Raw genomic sequence first — 18340 nt, forward strand, 5'->3', positions numbered from 1 at the left:
AAAAAAACTATAACAAATGCCCTACTCCCATAAGGATTGCTAATAAAACAGTTGTTAGGGCTAACTTTTTTAATTCTGGGTCTAGTAATTTAGGGTCTGTATTTTTACTTACCTTTTTAATATGAATGAATAAAGGTATGTAAGCCACGATAAAAATCAAATTATATGGCGATGTATAGTATAATATTCCGAATAAGGAAGACAATGTAATGGCTAATCCTATTAATGTATAATGGTATAATTTAACATTTTTAATTCCAATCTTAACCGCTAGTGTTATTTTATTTGATTTTTCATCAGAGATTATATCGCGCATGTTATTAAGATTAAGAACACCCGCACTTAACAATCCTATGGTGCAGGCAGGGAGGAAAACAACATGATCTATTGTTTTAGCATATAACACATAACAACCAATAACACTAACTAAACCAAAGAAAATAAACACAAAAATGTCTCCCAAACCTCTGTAACCATAAGCATTACTTCCTACGGTATATTTTATGGCACCAACAACTGATGCTATACCAAGAGCAAAAAACAAAAGAGTTAGCAAAAAATGCTTAACCCCAAATGCGGAAAAAATCAAAAAAAACGCTAATACTATAGAAATTAGAACATTAATTTTAATGGCATTAAACATCTCTTCTGGCGATATTTTTCCAGATTGTATGGCACGCTCGGGGCCTATTCTATCATTATTATCGGTGCCTTTAATACCATCACCATAATCATTAGCTAGATTAGATAATATTTGAAAACTTAAAGTGGTTAAAATCGCAAGAATGCCAATTTTCCACTCAAAAAAACCATTATATTCTGCTAAACATGATGCTAAAATAATACCAGAGATAGATAAGGGTAACGTCCTTAAACGCATTGTAGAAATCCAAAGGGATACTTTCTTCATATTATGGAATCCATTTTTTAACAAAATTAGGCTTACGTTTTTCAAGAAAAGCATTTCTTCCTTCAATAGCTTCTTCTGTCATGTAAGCTAAACGAGTCGCTTCTCCTGCAAATACTTGCTGACCAACCATACCATCGTCTGTTAAATTCATAGCGAATTTAAGCATCTTTATGGATGTTGGTGATTTTGCCAATATTTCTTGTGCCCACTCATAGGCAGTTACTTCTAATTCATCATGAGGTACTACGGCGTTTACCATGCCCATGTCTAAAGCTTCTTGTGCAGAATAATTTCTTCCTAAGAAAAATATTTCACGCGCTTTTTTCTGTCCGACCATTTTTGCTAAATAAGCAGAACCATATCCTCCATCAAAACTAGTAACATCGGCATCTGTTTGCTTAAAAATAGCATGTTCCTTACTTGCTAATGTTAAATCGCAAACAACATGTAAACTATGTCCGCCTCCTACTGCCCATCCTGGTACAACCGCAATAACTGCTTTTGGCATGAACCGAATTAAACGCTGAACTTCTAAAATATTTAAACGATGATACCCATCTTCTCCTACATAACCTTGATGTCCTCTTGCTTTTTGATCGCCTCCACTGCAAAAGGAATAAACACCATCTTTGGTTGAAGGCCCTTCAGCAGATAATAATACAACACCTATGTTAACATCTTCATTAGCATCATAAAAAGCATCATATAATTCACTAGTAGTTTTTGGTCTAAAAGCATTACGTACGTCTGGCCTGTTAAAAGCAATACGTGCCACGCCATGACACTTTTTATAAGTGATATCTTGATATTCTTTAACTGTAACCCAATTCTCTTGGTTCATTTTTGTTATTTTAGTCAAAAATAAATTTTATTTCATTAAATCGCTTACTTCACCATGAAAAATAAATATTTCGCTGCTGTTTTTATTTTATTCACATGTTTAACTCATTCTCAACATTATGATTTTAAGACCATTATAGATCTTGAAACTACAAATGTGATTAGCCAGGACCATACAGGGACTTGTTGGAGTTTTTCTACTTCGTCTTTTCTTGAAAGTGAAATAATTCGTATAACGGGTGATCAAATTGATTTATCTGAAATGTATAACGTGCGCCATGCCTATATTAACAAATCATGGAACTATATTATGAGGCAAGGAAAAACACAATTTAGTGAAGGAGGCTTAGCACACGATGTAATTCATTCTATTTCGGAACATGGTTTTGTACCAAATGCTGCATACACTGGTTTAATGAATGGACGTACGAAACATGACCATTCCAAATTAGTAGATACTTTAAAAAGTACTTTAGATAACTATATAAAAGCACCTAAATCTTTTAACTGGAAAAAGCATGTTAATGCTATTTTAGATTCTTATCTCGGTAGTAATGTTACAAGTTTTAATTATAAAGGTGTTGCTTATACCCCTGCATCTTTTATGAAGAAAACAAAGATTATCCCTGAAGATTACGTTACTATAACCTCTTTTTCGCATAAACCTTTTTATACAAATTTTATCTTGAACATTCCTGATAACTTTTCTAATGGTGCTTTTTTTAATGTAAAATTAGATGAACTAATACATATTGTAAATAATGCTTTAGAAAAAGGATTTACTATTGAATTAGATTGCGATGTTAGCGAGAAAACATTTTCGTCGAAACATGGATTAGCAATCCTTCCCAAGGATGGTATAAATTTAGAAGATGCGTTTATAAACATATCTGAAGAAAAGCAAGTAACTCAGGAATTGAGGCAACAAGAATTTGAGAACTATAATACCACAGACGATCATTTAATGCACATTACCGGGGTATTAAAAGATCAAAATGGAACAACCTATTATAAAGTAAAAAATTCTTGGGGAACAAATCCTAAAAGAGTTAACAATGGAGGATATATTTATATGAGTGAAGCATACTTTAAGTTAAAAACCATTTCTGTAATGTTACACAAAAAGGCTATTCCTAAAAAAGTATTTAAAATCCTCAAAAAAAGTACTTAAAATTTTGAGAAAAGTATAAATATTTAATACAAAAAATATCAGAGTAATAAAAATAAACAAATACGTACAAGTACGTATTGTTTTGTAGTAATTAGTTTGTTAATTTTGTTAACTATTTAAGTTTTATCGGTTTAATATGTTTTTTGCCGATAATTTTCGTACTTTGCCGACGTTCAATACCCAAAACTATGTTAATCTCAATTATTATTTCCCTCACAGTACTTGTAATTATTAATTTTTTATTGCTAAAATTTAGTTCTAATAAAATTAATAGACCCCAAAAAACAAACAAGAAACCCGTGGTGCTTACCATTCAACGGGAGTCTGAGAGACTTGCTCCAACAGGGAGTTAGTTTTACTAAAATGTTTGTTATTAAACCAATAGCCTCTGTTAGCGCTTAAAGGAGAAGGATGCCCCGAAGTCAATATTTTATGCTTATCTGCATTTATTAATTTCACTTTTTGTTTTGCATAACCGCCCCAAAGTAAAAACACTATATTTTCTTTAGTGTCACTTATCGTTTTTATAGTCGCATCTGTAAAGGTCTCCCATCCTCTTTTTTGATGACTACCAGCCTGGTGAGCCCTCACAGTTAATGTTGCATTCAACAATAGTACACCTTGGTCTGCCCAACGCATCAGATTACCGCTTTCTGGATATGGAATTCCTAAATCTGTTTCTACCTCTTTAAATATATTAATTAGCGAAGGCGGGTGACTAATCCCTTTATTTACAGAAAAACACAGGCCATTTGCTTGTCCCACTCCATGGTAAGGATCTTGACCTATAATTACAACCTTCACATCATTAAAATGACAATGATTAAAGGCATTAAATATTTGACTTCCTGGCGGGAAACACGTTTGAGATTTATATTCTGCTTTAACAAAATCCACTAAATTTTTAAAATAAGGCTTACTAAACTCTTTTTCTAAATAAGGTTTCCAGCTTTCGTGAATATCTACGTTCATCTTAATTTTAATTGGATAATATTTTTACTAATAATTCTTTTAACAAATCCCCTTGAGGAACAGAACTAGCGCCTACTCCTTTGCTTTTTACATCAAACTGTCGCAATGTAGAAACTACCGAACTTACTTTTCGCATAGGATACTGTCTTGCAGCTTCAATGTATTCTTTTACAAAATAAGGATTGACTTTTAAAGCAGATGCTACATTTCGTGGAGATTTATCACTTAATCCATGAAAATGAAGCAATTGTGAAAAGAAATTAAACAATAGAGATACCGTGACTACCATAGGATTGTCTTTTGGATTTTCAGCAAAATAATGAACAATTCGATAGGCTTTCATCGTATTTCTTTCACCAATAGCCTTACGTAATTCAAAATTATTATAGTCCTTACTAATTCCTATATTTTCTTCTATATGATCTGGTGAAATTTGAGTTCCTTTTGGTAAAATAATTTGAAGCTTTTCTAACTCATTATTTATTTTACTCAAATCCGTTCCCAAAAATTCAACAAGCATTTGTGCTGCTTTGGGAGATATTGTATAGTTTTTAGAAGCCAAAACACGACGAATCCAGTCTGCTACCTGGTTTTCGTATAGTTTTTTACTTTCGTAAACAATTCCTGTTTTTTTAAGAGTTTTATATAGTGATTTCCGTTTGTCGATCTTTTTATACTTGTAATTAACGACTAATACAGTGGTAGGTTGTGGATTTTCTGCATAGGAGGCTAGCTTCTCAATAGTACGCGATAAATCTTGTGCTTCCTTAACAATAACCACCTGATATTCAGCCATCATAGGATACCGTTTTGCATTACCAACAATATCCTCTATCGATACATCCCGACCATATAAAACCATTTGATTAAAACCACGCTCTTCTTCTGCTAAAACAGTACTTTCAATAAAATCGGATATCTTATCAATATAATAAGATTCCTCTCCCATTAAAAAGTAAATGGGTTTTAATTGTTTGTTCTTTATATCGGTAACTAATTGTTTGACTTCGTCCAAACTATCTTAAATTTTCAAATTCTAAGCTCTAAATTCCAAATAAAAACAGCTGTTTATCTGGATTTAGTACTTGAATATTGTGATTTCTGGTTTTGTAGCTTAACTTTGAAAAAAATCAGTACGCATTAATGCAAACACTCAATTTTCCAAAGTTTTCGTTTCGATTCAAAAATAGCGAAAATAAAATTTCTATTTTCGATTGTATTCGTAAAAAATTTGTGATTTTACAACCTGAAGAATGGGTACGCCAACACTGTGTTCAATATTTAATACATAACAAAGGATATCCTATATCTTTAATTAATGTTGAAAAAGAACTCATTGTTAACTCTTTAAAAAAACGATATGATATTGTAATATATAATCCTAATGGGAGTATTCATTTAATTGTAGAATGCAAAGCACCTAAAATTGTTATTAATCAAGACACATTCGATCAAATAGCACGTTATAATTTAGAATTAAATGCTACATATTTAATGGTTACTAATGGGTTAAATCACTATTATTGCCAAATGGATTTTGAAAAGGAACGCTATAATTTTTTAAAAGAAATCCCTAGCTTTATTAAAGAGGTGCGGTGATTGGTGTTCAGTGTTCAGTGTTCAGTGTTCAGTGTTCAGTGTTCAAAATAAAATAAACTTTTAAACTATAAATTTTAAACTTGAAAATAGCCGTTGTTATATTAAATTGGAATGGAAAAAAGCTTTTAGAACAATTTTTACCTTCAATAATCGAACATTCGGAAGAAGCGATTGTGTATGTGGCAGATAATGCCTCGACCGATGATTCTGTTTCTTTTGTAAAAACGACTTACCCATCTATAAAAATAATCCAAAATAAAGAAAACGGTGGGTATGCGAAAGGATATAATGATGCTCTAAAACATATAGAAGCCGATGTTTTTTGTTTACTAAATAGCGATGTAGAAGTTACCAAAAACTGGTTAGCCCCTATTATCGAAGTCTTTAAAAAAGAAGAGAATACCGCCATAATTCAACCTAAATTATTAGATTATAAAAAGAAAGATTATTTTGAATATGCTGGTGCTGCTGGTGGCTTTATAGATAAATACGGCTACCCTTATTGCAGAGGTCGTATTTTTGATACCATAGAAAAAGACAAAAATCAATATAACGACACTACCGAAATATTTTGGGCTTCGGGGGCATGTTTTTTTATTAGAAAAGAAGTATTTCAACAACTTAATGGACTAGATGAGTCTTTTTTTGCACATATGGAAGAAATAGATTTGTGTTGGCGTGCAAAGAATTTTGGGTATCATATAAAGTATGTTGGAACATCTGAGGTTTATCATGTAGGAGGTGCCACACTAAATAATGTTAATCCTAAAAAAACATATCTAAATTTTAGAAATAGCTTGTTTACATTAACTAAAAATGCAAAAGGCATATTATTCTTTTTAATAACAGTTCGATTAATTTTAGACGGTATTGCAGGAATAAAGTTTCTAATAGATTTTAAACCAAAGCATACTATGGCTATTATTAAAGCACATTTTAGTTTTTATAATAGCTTGATTAACTTGTTAAAACAACGAAAATCCACAAAAAATAAAATAAAATACTACCAGAAAACGTCTATAGTACTGGATTATTTCGTAAATAAAAAGAACATTTACAGAAGCTTATAATTATAGTTAATAAAAGTTTTGTTAACATTATAAAAATTAAGTGTTTTTTACATATTTTTGTCTAATTAAAATTATAAGGAAATTTAACCCACATATTACATTATGAAAAAAGTACTATTAGTTAGTTTATTATCTACAACGCTTTTATTAAGCTCTTGCGTTTCTAAAAAACAATTTACAGAATTAGAAACAAAACAAAAGGAAACAGAGGATTTACTTAACTCTACAACTGTAAAATTAAATTCTTGTGTAACAGACAAAGCATCTGCAACCGCAAGGGTCACTGCTTTAGAAGAACAAATAGCAGATTTACGCAAAAACAATGACAATTTACAGGTTTTATCTGCTAAAGGAGCTAGTAACATAGAGAAGACTTTAGAAAGCATTAAAGAAAAAGATCTAAAAATTACTCGTTTACAAGATGCTATCACTAAAAAAGACAGTGTTACTTTAGCTTTAGTTACAAGCTTTAAACGTGAAGTTGGTATTAACGATCCAGATATTGAAGTTAATGTAGAAAAAGGTGTTGTATTTATTTCTATTGCTGATAAATTATTATTTAAAAGCGGTAGCTATAATGTAACTAGTAAAGCTAAAGATGTACTTGCAAAAGTAGCTAAAGTAGTAAATAGCAAACCAGATTTCGAATGTATGGTAGAAGGTCATACAGATAACGTTCCTTACAGCAAATCTCCTTTAATTGATAACTGGGATTTAAGTGTAAAACGTTCTACATCTATCATTAGAGTATTAGAAACTTTAGATGTAAACCCTGGTCGTTTAATAGCTGCTGGTCGTAGTTCTTATGTACCGTTAGTTGATAATGATACTGCAGAAAACAAATCAAAAAACAGACGTACACGTATTGTTGTACTTCCTAAAATCGATCAGTTCTACGACATGATTGAAAAAGAAATGAAAAACTTAGAAGCTGGAGGAAACTAATTCAGTTTTAAAATATATTTAAGAAAGCCCAACTATAAAGTTGGGCTTTTTTTATGATCTTATCAAAAAGGCTGTTCCAAACTCTCTTAACCAAAATTAAAAAAATGACTGTTTTCCCTGTTACAACTTCCACCCTATCTGCAAAAGAATTAGGAGAATTTATAAAAGACAAATACCAATTGAATGCCAATTTTAATTGTGAATTATTTAGGACGGGAATGAATCATACATATTTTCTTTCCGACAATAAAACAAAATATGCCTTAAGAGTTTACAGTCATAATTGGAGATCAAAATCCGAAATTCTTGAAGAGATAGCACTTTTGAATTTGCTAAAAGAGAATAACTTAAGTGTGTCTTTCCCAATTCAAGATAAAAACGGCAATTTTATACAAGAAATAAATGCTCCAGAAGGTATTAGACATGTCGTGCTTTTTTCGTTTGCCAAAGGGTCAAAAATTAGATTTATGGATAAAGAAACTTGTTTCTCTATCGGCTCACTTATGGCAAAAATCCACAAACTGACTTTAAACAAATCTATTGATAGGGTATCTTATAACAAACATTCGCTTTTAGAATTACCGTACGAGCATTTAAAACAATTCTTTTCCGAAACATTGCCTGAAATGAAATTTATTAAAGAAGTGGGTAAATCTTTTCAAGAACCCGACTTCGAAAATACTCATAACGGCATCGTACATATGGACATTTGGTATGATAATATGGCTGTAGCAAATAAAAAGAAAATAACAATATTCGATTTTGACTTTTGTGGAAACGGATGGCAGATATTAGATATTGGATACTTCTGCAAACAATTATTCCATATAGAAACCGACAAAAGAGACTATGAATTAAAAGCACAAAGTTTTTTAGATGGTTACCAAAGCGTCAAGCAACTATCAAACAAAGACTTGAAATTAATCCCAAAAGCAGGATTAGCCGTTTTTGTTTTCTATCTCGGGGTGCAAGCACAAAGGTTTGATTGGTCGAATATATTTCTATCTGAAAATTATCTAAAAATGGTTGTTGGGAAATTGAAGTCTTGGATTGAATATAACAATGAAGAAGAAAACAAGCCTGTTTAAACAGTAAACTAAAAGGTATTAACTTAGATTCTGCTAAAAATTGAGTTTCGCCATACGCAATAAACATGGGCTAATAAACCATTATTTACACCTCAACCTCAGTTAAAAGATTTCCAAGCTCCCCTTACCTTCTCTAAGGATAATAGGTTCGTCTTCAGACAAATCAATAACAGTAGATGCTTCATTATCTCCATAACCCCCATCAATGACTAAATCAACTAAATTCTCCCATTTTTCTAAAATAAGCTCTGGGTCTGTAGTATATTCAATAACCTCATCATCATCATGTATAGAAGTCGATATAATGGGATTACCAAGAAGTTTAACTATTTCTAAAGCAATATTATTCTCTGGTACACGAATACCAACTGTTTTTCTTTTTTTAAACGGATTAGGTAAGGATTTTGATCCTGGAAGAATAAAGGTATAAGGGCCAGGAAGCGCTCTTTTTAAAATCTTAAAAATTGAGGTATCTATTTGTTTAACATAATCACTTAAATTACTTAAATCATGACATATAAATGAAAAGTTAGCCTTTTCGAGTTTTATTCCTTTTATTTTGGCGATACGTTCTAAAGCCTTAATATTAGTAATATCACAGCCTAAACCATAAACTGTATCTGTTGGATATATAATAATTCCACCACGTTTAAGAATAGCTACAACCTTTTCAATCTCCTTAGGATTGGGGTTTTCTTCATATATTCTAAAAAAATCAGCCATAATAATTATCTTGTAATATCGTTTACAAAGTAAATATTATTTTCGTTATGAAAAATCTAAAATTGAGTTTCTTAAGTTTAATTTTTACAATAACGCTCTTTAATTGCTCTAATGGAAGTACTGAAGAAGAAGATGTTAATAATTTAGATTCAAAAAAATACTATGAAGCTTTAAACATTTCATACGGAAACGATAGCAATCAAAAATTCGATTTATACCTGCCTGCAAACCGAAACTTAGACACTAAAATAATGATATTAGTACACGGCGGCGGATGGTCTTCTGGTGATAAAGAAGACATGAATCTTATCAAGGATTTGTTACAACAAGACTTCCCAAACTTAGCCATAGCAAATATTAATTATAGATTAGCCGATACTAATAATAAGCCATATCCCATGCAAATTGAAGATATTACTTCTATTATTAACTACTTAAAAAGTAATAAAGTAAAATATACCATTTCTGAAAATATTGGTTTTATTGGTACGAGTGCTGGTGCTCATTTATCATTATTATGGAGCTATGCTTTTGATGATGATAATACAAATATGGTTTGTAGTATAGTTGGGCCAACTAATTTTACAGATCCAGCATATTTAAATAATACAAATCCAGATTTACAAGAATTACTGGATTTATATAGTATAAACCCAGAAACATCGTACTTAGAAGAAGTCAGCCCCTTGCATCGTGTAACCAATTTGTCGCCTCCCACCATTTTATTCTATGGCGGACAAGATCCTTTAGTACCAACGACTCAAGGAACAGATATGCGTGATAAGCTAGTAAGTTTAGAAGTACCCCATGAGTTTACACTATATCCAGATGCTGGTCATGGGTGGGTAGGACTTGAGCTAATAGATACCTGGACAAAACTTAAAGCTTTTATTGAGATATACTTAAATTAGCGCCTTCCACCGCCATTAGGAGGACCTCCTTGTCCGCCAGATCTCATTTGATTAGTCTGGTTTGATGCTTGTTTGGGCTTCAAAGCTTCTTTAACGGCTTCCTCATATTTCGCCCATCTTACATATTGCTTTTCATTTAATATCGCTTCTAAAGTTTTATTCAACTTTTGAGCTTCCTTTTTTACAGCTTCTCTGGCTGGTTTGATTTTTTCTTTTGCTAATGCTCTAGCTTTACTCATTATGTCACTTTCTCCATCATTGCTATCCCCTATACGTTGATTACCTCTATCTTGACCACGACTAGCCATTGAAGCTTTCATAATAGCATTCATATGTACATTTAAAGTATCGAAATTATCTTTATTTAATAATCCAATTTCTTGAACTTTTCTATTATAATTTGCTATTGCTTTTCTAACATTAAGAATTAATTCTTCATTTTTCTTTTTAAGTTTTAATTTTTTAATAACAGTAGCGTCATCATAGGCAAAAATACCTGCCATTTTTGAAGCATCAAATTCTTCTACTTCTCTTTGAGGTCTTTCTTGCATTTGACCGCCTCTCGAGCCTCGTTGTCCACCACCACCGCCAGGTGGTTGAGAATACGTTATGCTAAAACTTAACGTGCAGATTAATAATAGAAGTGTTCTCATGATATAAATGTTTTTATTAGATTATCTATTTGATTTTTATGTTTAGATGCTTAATTGAATAAAAACTTTCGGTTTAACTTCAAATTTTACCATAAATAATCATAACCTATTAATATTAAGTATTTAAAAATGCTAAATAAAGGAGGTAGAGCCATAGAGGTATTTTACTGGTTTCATACCCAATCAAGTTGCCCACAAGGTTTTGACCTAAAAAGGTCAAAAACCAAAATTCTGTATTTTTCCTCTCCCAGAACTGCCAAAAAAGGCAGTTCTGACCTTTCCAAAGGAGAAGTGACATCAGAAACCCAGACGCAGAGCATCGAGGAATAGGAGTGCTTTAGATTAAATACAAAGAAGCATTATTATATCATATAATAGTTAACGTTAGATTAACCTACAACCTCCAACTTAGCAAAACGTAATAGTAGTTTTTTCACCCCACCATGCTGAAAGTTAATCTCAGCTTTAACATCTGCTCCAGTACCTTCAATTTTCATAACTTCTCCTGTTCCAAAACGAATATGCTTAACAACATTCCCAACAACTAATTTACTATCAAATAAATTAGTATTCCCTCCTGTATCTGCTACTTTTTTTAGGTTTTTAGGTGCCGTTACTTGGAATTTTTCAGGAGCTTTCTTTGCTGTGCTTCCTTTTTTTAACACAACTTGTTTGGCTGGCTTATATCTAATCTTATTAGGGGGAGCATCACCAAAAATATCGGCATCTAACATAGGGTTAAAGCGACGTTCTTCAATAGGCGTTAAAATTTCTAAATATTGCTCGTCAATTTCTTCTATAAAACGACTCGGTTCAGAATCAACTAATTTACCCCAACGATATCTTGATAGTGCGTACGTTAAATATGCTTGTTTTTCGGCACGTGTTAATGCCACATAAAATAAGCGTCGCTCCTCCTCTAGTTCGCTACGTGTATTCATACTCATGGCACTAGGAAACAAATCTTCTTCCAAACCAACGATGTATACATACGGAAACTCTAAACCTTTAGCTAAATGGATCGTCATTAATGCCACATGGTCCGCATCGCCCTTGTCTGCATCTAAATCGGTAGATAAAGCAACATCTTCGAGGAATTCAGCCAAAGACCCTGTTGTATCGGCAATCTCTTTCTGTCCTTCCACAAAATCTTTCATACCATTTAAGAGCTCTTCAACATTCTCCATTCGGGTAACCCCCTCTGGCGTTCCGTCCTTATTAAATTCTTTTATAAGACCACTTGTTTTTGTAACATGCTCTGCTAATTCAAACACATCTGCGGTTTGATTTATCACTTGAAAACTTTCTATCAAGGTTACAAAATTCTGAAGTTTGGTTTTTGTTCCTGAATTAATTTTAACATCGGTCTTATCGATATTTTTCATAACCTCAAAAATGGTTCGATTATAACCATTTGCAGAAACGATTAATTTGTCAATAGTGGTCTGACCAATACCACGAGGTGGAAAATTGATCACACGTTTTAAGGCCTCCTCATCAGCAGGATTAATAATCAATCTCAAATAAGATAGTGTGTCTTTGATCTCTTTACGTTGATAAAACGATAAACCACCATAAATTCTATATGGAATACCGCGTTTCCGTAAGGCATCTTCAATAGAACGTGATTGCGCATTGGTTCTGTATAAAATTGCAAAATCACTATTATTTAACTGATTTTGCATCTTATTATCTAAAATAGTACTCGCAACATAACGTCCCTCGTCACTATCCGTCAACGAGCGGTTTACTTTTACTTTAGGCCCTTCATCATTTGCGGTCCAAACAACCTTATCAAGTTTTGTTTCATTTTTATCAATAATAGAATTCGCTGCGTTAACAATATTCTTTGTAGAACGGTAATTTTGCTCTAATCTAAATAATTTCACATCATCATAATCCTTCTGAAAATTCAAAATATTATTAATATTAGCTCCACGGAACGCATAAATACTTTGTGCATCGTCACCTACCACACAAATATTTTGAAATTTATCAGACAATGCCCTTACTATTAAGTATTGTGAATGATTCGTATCTTGATACTCATCAACCAAAATATATCTAAAACGGTTTTGATATTTTGCTAAAACCTCTGGAAATCGTGTTAGTAATTCATTGGTTTTTAATAACAAATCATCAAAATCCATAGCTCCAGCTTTAAAACAACGCTCTACATATTCTTTATAGATATCGCCCATTCTAGGACGCCTTGCCATAGCATCTGCTTCTTTAAGTTCTGGATTTTGAAAATAAGCACGCACCGTAATTAAACTATTTTTATACGACGAAATTCTAGAACGTACTTGCTTATACTTATAAATATCTTTATCAAGATTCAATTCCTTAATAATAGATGCGATCAATCGATCAGAATCTTGAGTATCATATATAGTAAAATTGCTAGGATACCCTATCTTATCGGCTTCTATTCTCAAAATTTTGGCAAATACCGAGTGAAAAGTACCCATCCATAAATTCTTGGCTTCAGTAGTTCCAACAATAGTAGCAATACGCTCTTTCATTTCGCGAGCGGCCTTATTTGTAAAGGTTAATGACAAAATATTAAAAGAGTCAATCCCTTTACTCATCATATAAGCAATACGATACGTAAGCACCCGTGTTTTTCCAGAACCCGCACCTGCAATAACAATCATAGGGCCATCAATCTGAATTGTGGGTTCTAATTGCGCTTCATTTAACTGACTTAAATACTTTTCCAAACCATAAAAATTTTATGACGTGAAAATAACCATTGTTATGCTTTTAATTAAAGGGAATTATTAATAATTATAAACAATTATAGCTTGCATCTTCTTTTTGAATATCTTTAAGCTTCAAAATTTTAATAACATTATGAGATACTTTTTTTTAATATTTATTTTCTTTGGAATATCCATTACCCATGGGCAAAATGGTTTAGAGCAACAATACATAGACATTGAAAGTAAAGTTATTGAATGGAGGCATCATTTTCATCAAAACCCAGAGTTGTCAAACAGAGAGTTTAAAACAGCAAAAAAAATTGCTAAACATTTAAAATCATTAGGTATTGAAGTTCAAACTGGTATTGCCCATACAGGGGTTGTTGGTATTTTAAAAGGAAAACAACCTGGAAAAGTAATTGCGCTACGTGCAGATATGGATGCCTTACCTGTTACCGAGCGCAATGATTTACCTTTTAAGTCTGAAGTAACCACCACATTTTTAAATACAGAAACAGGTGTTATGCATGCATGTGGACATGATACGCATACAGCCATATTAATGGGCGTTGCCGAAATCCTGTCCAAAAACAAAAAGAACATCAAAGGTACGGTTAAGTTTATTTTTCAACCTGCCGAAGAAGGTCCACCGCCAGGAGAAGAAGGTGGCGCAAAACTTATGATCAAAGAAGGTGTTTTAGAAAACCCTAAGGTAGATGCTATATTTGGATTACATATTCGTTCTAATTACGAAGTTGGAACAATCTACTATAAAAAAGGAGGCATCATGGCTTCTGTAGAGCGTTTTGTTATTAATGTTAAGGGGAAACAAACGCATGGAGGCAGACCTTGGCAAGGCGTAGATCCTATTTTAATCTCTGCTAAAATTATTGATGGCTTACAAACCATAATTAGTAGAGAGTCCAAATTAGTAGATGAAGCAGCCGTTATTACTGTTGGAAAAATTACGGCTGGTACACGTTTTAATATTATTCCCGAAACAGCAGAACTTATTGGTACAGTAAGAACTTTAGATCCTGCAATGAAGTCTCATATAGAACGTAGAATGACCGAAATGACCAGTGCTATTGCAAAGGCATATGGAGGGACGGCTACTATAGAATTTCAAAACAATACAGCGATTACTTATAATGATTTTGATCTGGTAGACAAAATGTTACCTAGTTTACAAAAAGTTGCTGGTGTTAAAAATGTACGACTAAGAAAAGCAACTACAGGAGGTGAAGATTTTTCATATTACCAAGAGTTAATACCTGGTTTCTTCTTTTTTTTAGGAGGTATGACACCTGGAAACACCAAAGCTTTTCCGCATCATACTCCTGACTTTAAAATAGATGATAGCGGCATGCTTCTAGGTGTAAAAACATTAACTCAAATAACTTTTGATTTTTTAAATAATTAGTATGAATAACGTCATGGATTTTTTATCAAATATCCCCTGGTGGGGCTGGGTTTTAATCGGTTTAACCCTAGTAGCTATACGTGATGTCTTTTTTCAAAAAAGTCATACTATTAGCCATAACTTCCCTGTAATTGGACATTTACGCTATTGGTTAGAAAGCATTGGACCAGAAATGCGTCAATACTTTGTAGCTAATAATAGAGAAGAACTACCCTTTAACCGTATAGAACGTGGTTGGATTTATGCGTCGGCAAAAAAAGAAAATAATTACGAAGGTTTTGGAACCGATAGAGATATTTATGAGCATCAACACATGTTTATTAATAATGCTATGATGCCATTTCAAATTGGTAAGGACCATCCGAATACTATAGACAAAACCTTCTTGCCCTGTGCTAAAGTTATTGGTGCGTTTAATAAGCGCAAAAAACCTTTTCGTCCAGCATCTGTTATTAATGTATCTGCGATGAGTTTTGGTTCACTTTCTGCAAAAGCGGTAGAATCGTTAAATAAAGGTATAAAAATAGCTGATGCATATCATAATACGGGTGAAGGCGGCTTATCTCCTTATCACAGTCACGGAGGCGATGTGGTCTTTCATTTTGGTACGGGTTATTTCGGTGTTCGCGCAGAAGATGGCGGGTTCTCTATGGAAAAAATGAAGCAACTAGTTAAGGAAAACCCTTTTATTAGAGCTATTGAAGTAAAGCTATCCCAAGGCGCAAAACCAGGCAAGGGTGGTGTATTACCAGGTGCTAAAATCACTAAGGAAATCGCAACCATTCGTGGCGTTGAAGCTGGGAAAGATGTCCTATCACCTCCTAATCACAAAGCATTCTCTAATGTCCCAGAAATGGTAGATTTTATAGAAAGAATTGCTGAAGCTACAGGATTGCCTGTAGGTATTAAAGCTGCTATTGGTAAACTAGAACAATGGGAAGAACTTGCAGATATTATGTTAAAAACAGGAAAAGGGCCCGATTTTATTACTGTTGATGGTGGCGAAGGTGGTACTGGTGCAGCACCTCCAAGTTTTGCAGATCATGTATCGCTCCCCTGGGTTTATGGATTTGGGAATCTATATAAACTTTTTAAATACAAAGGGCTATCTGAACGTATCGTTTTTATTGGTAGCGGAAAACTAGGATTTCCTGCCAAAGCCGCTATGGCATTTGCCATGGGAATAGATTGTATTAATGTAGCACGTGAAGCGATGATGAGTATTGGTTGTATTCAAGCACAAGTATGTCATACAAATAGATGTCCAAGTGGTGTAGCAACACAAAGTAAATGGTTACAAAATGGTATCGATCCAACTTTAAAATCGGAACGGTTAGCACAATACTTTAAGACTTTTAAAAAAGAATTAGTAGAGATTACACATGCCGCAGGGTATGAACACCCCTGTCAGTTTAAAATGAATGATATCGAAATTAATGTTGATGATTATAACCTTTCAAAGGAATTAGACAGAACCTTTATGTATAAAAAAACACCTGTACCATTTATTAGTATGCAAAATTTAAAAGATTGTCTATATTTGGGTGGAAATTATAACAAAACCCAAACCGACTAATTTACTATGGATTCACAAAGAATTTTAGATTTATTTTTATTCACTATCCCATCATTAATAACAGGTCTTATTGCCTATTATTTTTTTAAAGAACATACCAAAAATGAAGATGGTCGTAGGCGATTTTTATTAAAAAAAGATTTACAAGTAACCGCCATGCCTTTACGCTTACAAGCCTATGAAAGAATGGCTTTATTTTTAGAACGCATCACACCATCTAAATTATTAATTAGAACGACTCCATTGTCCTCAAATAAAGAAGATTACGAGTCTTTACTTATACATAGCATTGAACAAGAATTCGAACATAATTTATCACAGCAAATATATATTAGCGATAAGTGCTGGAGCATAATTACTACAGCCAAAAATGCTACGATTCAACTTATTAGAAAAGCTAATTTGCTTGAAAAAACAGATACAGCAAATAAGCTGAGAGAAGTTATTTTAACCGAAATGATGGAACGACGTTCACCTAGTGATGCAGCACTTTCTTTTATTAAAGAAGAAGTGTCTGGTTTGTGGTAAAAAAAAGAAAATCCTTTTTAAAGTTACCGCTAAAGTTTATTTTAAGTGGTAACTTAAAAGGAAAGAATAACAGTTTCAAAAACATCAGACACGTTTTTTCAACCATCAATACGCAACTCGTTTGAACGGGCTTCGTTACATTTCTCTTTAGCATAATCATACCCCTGTTGCCACCATGACGTCATTAGTTTTTTATTAAAAATCAATGAATTTTCAATAAGCTTAGAAGGCGTATAATATAAATTAAGCTTTACATTTTTATTTTTTGCTGCTAATTTCCCAATAGTAATATCACTACGTTCCACTTGATCTAACAGGTGACTAAACAAATTAATCATTAGTGAAAATGGATTTTTACCCAATACTTTATTATACTCCATATTTTCTGACTCTAAAACGACCGCATCAACTTCGGTGGCTCCTCTTAATATAGCTTCTCTAATAGGTACAACGCATCCTAAACCGCCATCGGCATACTCAAAACCATTTCTTTTAACTAAAGACATAAACGGAATATAATTACAAGAAATCCATATCCAATCGCAAAACTCATCATAACTAAAATCTTTTATAGACTTATACTCGACTCTATTTTTAGACAGGTTCGAAACCGTTACCACAACATCATCCTTAGTGTCTTTAATTAAGTTATATTCATCTTTAGTAAAATGCTTTTTAAGATACCCCTTTAATGCTTTACTCTCACCAAAGGTTCGTTTCATTTTAATGAATTGCCAAGCCGTATTTATAAAATCGATTGATACAAATTCTCGTTTTCCTTTTTTACGCATCACAAAAGGATTTACGCTAAAAATATTACTCTGGTTCACATTCGTAAAGACCTTTTTGATCTTATCTATTTCACCAGCTGCCAAATGTGGCACTAACAAACTTCCTGTAGAAGTTCCTAAATACATATCGTAATCCCTCCCTTCTTCTTGTATTAAATACTGCGCTACACCACCTGCATACGCACCTTTACTACCTCCTCCTGAAATTACTAATGCTTTCATAATTTATTTTTCTAATCGTAAATATAGACAAGAAGCTATAATCAATCGTTTAATATATTATTAAATATTAAAATAATTGCTAATGTGATGCCCTGTACTTACTGTAAATTTTCTTGACACTTTTCTTCACAATAATTTACCCACGTTACATAACCATTCAATGTTTTCATCCATAAATTATGCTTTTTATAGAATAAACGATCACTAAACAGT

General features: G+C 32.7%; 17 protein-coding genes. 9 read left to right on the forward strand and 8 right to left on the reverse strand.

From position 1 onward, the window contains the following. Nucleotides 1-7: 7 nt before the first annotated feature. Nucleotides 8-910, reverse strand: coding sequence for a 1,4-dihydroxy-2-naphthoate octaprenyltransferase (gene menA / locus Q4Q40_RS17010; RefSeq protein ID WP_303303135.1), 903 nt, complete (start codon nt 908-910; stop codon nt 8-10). 1 nt (nt 911) lies between these two features. Next, on the reverse strand, nt 912-1751 hold the full coding sequence (locus tag Q4Q40_RS17015) for a 1,4-dihydroxy-2-naphthoyl-CoA synthase (protein WP_303303136.1): 840 nt from the start codon (nt 1749-1751) through the stop codon (nt 912-914). A 54-nt stretch (nt 1752-1805) separates the two neighbouring features. On the opposite strand from Q4Q40_RS17015, the gene Q4Q40_RS17020 reads away from it, so the two are divergent. Then, nucleotides 1806-2921, forward strand: coding sequence for a C1 family peptidase (locus Q4Q40_RS17020; RefSeq protein ID WP_303303137.1), 1116 nt, complete (start codon nt 1806-1808; stop codon nt 2919-2921). A 306-nt stretch (nt 2922-3227) separates the two neighbouring features. Here Q4Q40_RS17020 and Q4Q40_RS17025 read toward each other — a convergent pair whose 3' ends face one another. Together Q4Q40_RS17025 and holA are read right to left on the reverse strand one after the other, a co-directional pair. Next, nucleotides 3228-3893 carry a uracil-DNA glycosylase gene (locus tag Q4Q40_RS17025; protein ID WP_303303138.1) on the reverse strand — a complete coding sequence of 222 codons (666 nt, stop codon included), beginning with the start codon at nt 3891-3893 and terminating at the stop codon, nt 3228-3230. A gap of 7 nt (nt 3894-3900) precedes the next feature. Further along, entirely contained in the window at nt 3901-4908 is a 1008-nt protein-coding gene (gene holA / locus Q4Q40_RS17030) for a DNA polymerase III subunit delta (protein WP_303303139.1), read from the reverse strand. Between the two features lie 128 nt (nt 4909-5036). Here holA and Q4Q40_RS17035 point away from each other — a divergent pair, with 128 nt between their 5' ends. The 4 genes from Q4Q40_RS17035 to Q4Q40_RS17050 all read left to right on the forward strand — a co-directional run bounded on the left by Q4Q40_RS17035 (nt 5037) and on the right by Q4Q40_RS17050 (nt 8595). Next, nucleotides 5037-5492, forward strand: coding sequence for a type I restriction enzyme HsdR N-terminal domain-containing protein (locus Q4Q40_RS17035; protein WP_303303141.1), 456 nt, complete (start codon nt 5037-5039; stop codon nt 5490-5492). Nucleotides 5493-5572: 80 nt separating this feature from the next. Beyond that, nucleotides 5573-6562 (forward strand): glycosyltransferase family 2 protein, encoded by a 990-nt coding sequence (locus tag Q4Q40_RS17040; RefSeq protein WP_303303142.1) that lies wholly within the window; start codon nt 5573-5575, stop codon nt 6560-6562. Between the two features lie 102 nt (nt 6563-6664). Further along, on the forward strand, nt 6665-7507 hold the full coding sequence (locus Q4Q40_RS17045) for an OmpA/MotB family protein (RefSeq protein WP_303303143.1): 843 nt from the start codon (nt 6665-6667) through the stop codon (nt 7505-7507). A gap of 104 nt (nt 7508-7611) precedes the next feature. After that, nucleotides 7612-8595: a phosphotransferase gene (locus tag Q4Q40_RS17050; RefSeq protein WP_303303144.1), complete on the forward strand. Its 984-nt coding sequence runs from the start codon at nt 7612-7614 to the stop codon at nt 8593-8595. Nucleotides 8596-8697: 102 nt separating this feature from the next. On the opposite strand, the gene Q4Q40_RS17055 is transcribed toward Q4Q40_RS17050, so the two are convergent. Then, nucleotides 8698-9318, reverse strand: coding sequence for an L-threonylcarbamoyladenylate synthase (locus Q4Q40_RS17055; RefSeq protein WP_303303145.1), 621 nt, complete (start codon nt 9316-9318; stop codon nt 8698-8700). Between the two features lie 47 nt (nt 9319-9365). Here Q4Q40_RS17055 and Q4Q40_RS17060 point away from each other — a divergent pair, with 47 nt between their 5' ends. Beyond that, nucleotides 9366-10229 carry an alpha/beta hydrolase gene (locus tag Q4Q40_RS17060; protein WP_303303146.1) on the forward strand — a complete coding sequence of 288 codons (864 nt, stop codon included), beginning with the start codon at nt 9366-9368 and terminating at the stop codon, nt 10227-10229. On the opposite strand, the gene Q4Q40_RS17065 is transcribed toward Q4Q40_RS17060, so the two are convergent. Both Q4Q40_RS17065 and Q4Q40_RS17070 read right to left on the reverse strand, forming a co-directional pair. After that, nucleotides 10226-10882 carry a hypothetical protein gene (locus Q4Q40_RS17065; protein WP_303303147.1) on the reverse strand — a complete coding sequence of 219 codons (657 nt, stop codon included), beginning with the start codon at nt 10880-10882 and terminating at the stop codon, nt 10226-10228. The two genes, Q4Q40_RS17060 and Q4Q40_RS17065, sit on opposite strands and share 4 nt — an antisense overlap. A 389-nt stretch (nt 10883-11271) precedes the next feature. Next, a complete protein-coding gene (locus Q4Q40_RS17070) occupies nt 11272-13605 on the reverse strand; it encodes an ATP-dependent helicase (RefSeq protein ID WP_303303148.1) in 2334 nt (777 codons plus the stop codon). 133 nt (nt 13606-13738) lie between these two features. On the opposite strand from Q4Q40_RS17070, the gene Q4Q40_RS17075 reads away from it, so the two are divergent. The 3 genes from Q4Q40_RS17075 to Q4Q40_RS17085 are packed head-to-tail and all read left to right on the forward strand — an operon-like array spanning nt 13739 to nt 17114. Beyond that, the gene (locus Q4Q40_RS17075; protein WP_303303149.1) at nt 13739-15010 is read left to right on the forward strand and encodes an amidohydrolase; all 1272 of its coding nucleotides are present in this window, start codon (nt 13739-13741) and stop codon (nt 15008-15010) included. A gap of 1 nt (nt 15011) precedes the next feature. After that, nucleotides 15012-16586 (forward strand): FMN-binding glutamate synthase family protein, encoded by a 1575-nt coding sequence (locus Q4Q40_RS17080; RefSeq protein WP_303303151.1) that lies wholly within the window; start codon nt 15012-15014, stop codon nt 16584-16586. 6 nt (nt 16587-16592) lie between these two features. Beyond that, the gene (locus Q4Q40_RS17085) at nt 16593-17114 is read left to right on the forward strand and encodes a DUF7935 family protein (RefSeq protein WP_303303152.1); all 522 of its coding nucleotides are present in this window, start codon (nt 16593-16595) and stop codon (nt 17112-17114) included. Nucleotides 17115-17212: 98 nt separating this feature from the next. Here Q4Q40_RS17085 and Q4Q40_RS17090 read toward each other — a convergent pair whose 3' ends face one another. Continuing rightward, the gene (locus tag Q4Q40_RS17090) at nt 17213-18127 is read right to left on the reverse strand and encodes a patatin-like phospholipase family protein (RefSeq protein WP_303303153.1); all 915 of its coding nucleotides are present in this window, start codon (nt 18125-18127) and stop codon (nt 17213-17215) included. Nucleotides 18128-18340: the final 213 nt, after the last annotated feature.

This window comes from Flavivirga jejuensis, assembly GCF_030540765.1.
In the GTDB taxonomy this organism is placed as follows: Bacteria; Bacteroidota; Bacteroidia; order Flavobacteriales; family Flavobacteriaceae; genus Flavivirga; species Flavivirga jejuensis.

What these genes read in the sequence shown, in the direction of transcription:
- menA (WP_303303135.1), bottom strand. Translation starts at nt 910, where the DNA reads ATGAAGAAAGTATCCCTTTGGATTTCTACAATGCGTTTAAGGACGTTA.
- Q4Q40_RS17015 (WP_303303136.1), bottom strand. Translation starts at nt 1,751, where the DNA reads ATGAACCAAGAGAATTGGGTTACAGTTAAAGAATATCAAGATATCACT.
- Q4Q40_RS17020 (WP_303303137.1), top strand. Translation starts at nt 1,806, where the DNA reads ATGAAAAATAAATATTTCGCTGCTGTTTTTATTTTATTCACATGTTTA.
- Q4Q40_RS17025 (WP_303303138.1), bottom strand. Translation starts at nt 3,893, where the DNA reads ATGAACGTAGATATTCACGAAAGCTGGAAACCTTATTTAGAAAAAGAG.
- Q4Q40_RS17035 (WP_303303141.1), top strand. Translation starts at nt 5,037, where the DNA reads ATGCAAACACTCAATTTTCCAAAGTTTTCGTTTCGATTCAAAAATAGC.
- Q4Q40_RS17045 (WP_303303143.1), top strand. Translation starts at nt 6,665, where the DNA reads ATGAAAAAAGTACTATTAGTTAGTTTATTATCTACAACGCTTTTATTA.
- Q4Q40_RS17050 (WP_303303144.1), top strand. Translation starts at nt 7,612, where the DNA reads ATGACTGTTTTCCCTGTTACAACTTCCACCCTATCTGCAAAAGAATTA.
- Q4Q40_RS17055 (WP_303303145.1), bottom strand. Translation starts at nt 9,318, where the DNA reads ATGGCTGATTTTTTTAGAATATATGAAGAAAACCCCAATCCTAAGGAG.
- Q4Q40_RS17060 (WP_303303146.1), top strand. Translation starts at nt 9,366, where the DNA reads ATGAAAAATCTAAAATTGAGTTTCTTAAGTTTAATTTTTACAATAACG.
- Q4Q40_RS17065 (WP_303303147.1), bottom strand. Translation starts at nt 10,882, where the DNA reads ATGAGAACACTTCTATTATTAATCTGCACGTTAAGTTTTAGCATAACG.
- Q4Q40_RS17075 (WP_303303149.1), top strand. Translation starts at nt 13,739, where the DNA reads ATGAGATACTTTTTTTTAATATTTATTTTCTTTGGAATATCCATTACC.
- Q4Q40_RS17080 (WP_303303151.1), top strand. Translation starts at nt 15,012, where the DNA reads ATGAATAACGTCATGGATTTTTTATCAAATATCCCCTGGTGGGGCTGG.
- Q4Q40_RS17085 (WP_303303152.1), top strand. Translation starts at nt 16,593, where the DNA reads ATGGATTCACAAAGAATTTTAGATTTATTTTTATTCACTATCCCATCA.
- Q4Q40_RS17090 (WP_303303153.1), bottom strand. Translation starts at nt 18,127, where the DNA reads ATGAAAGCATTAGTAATTTCAGGAGGAGGTAGTAAAGGTGCGTATGCA.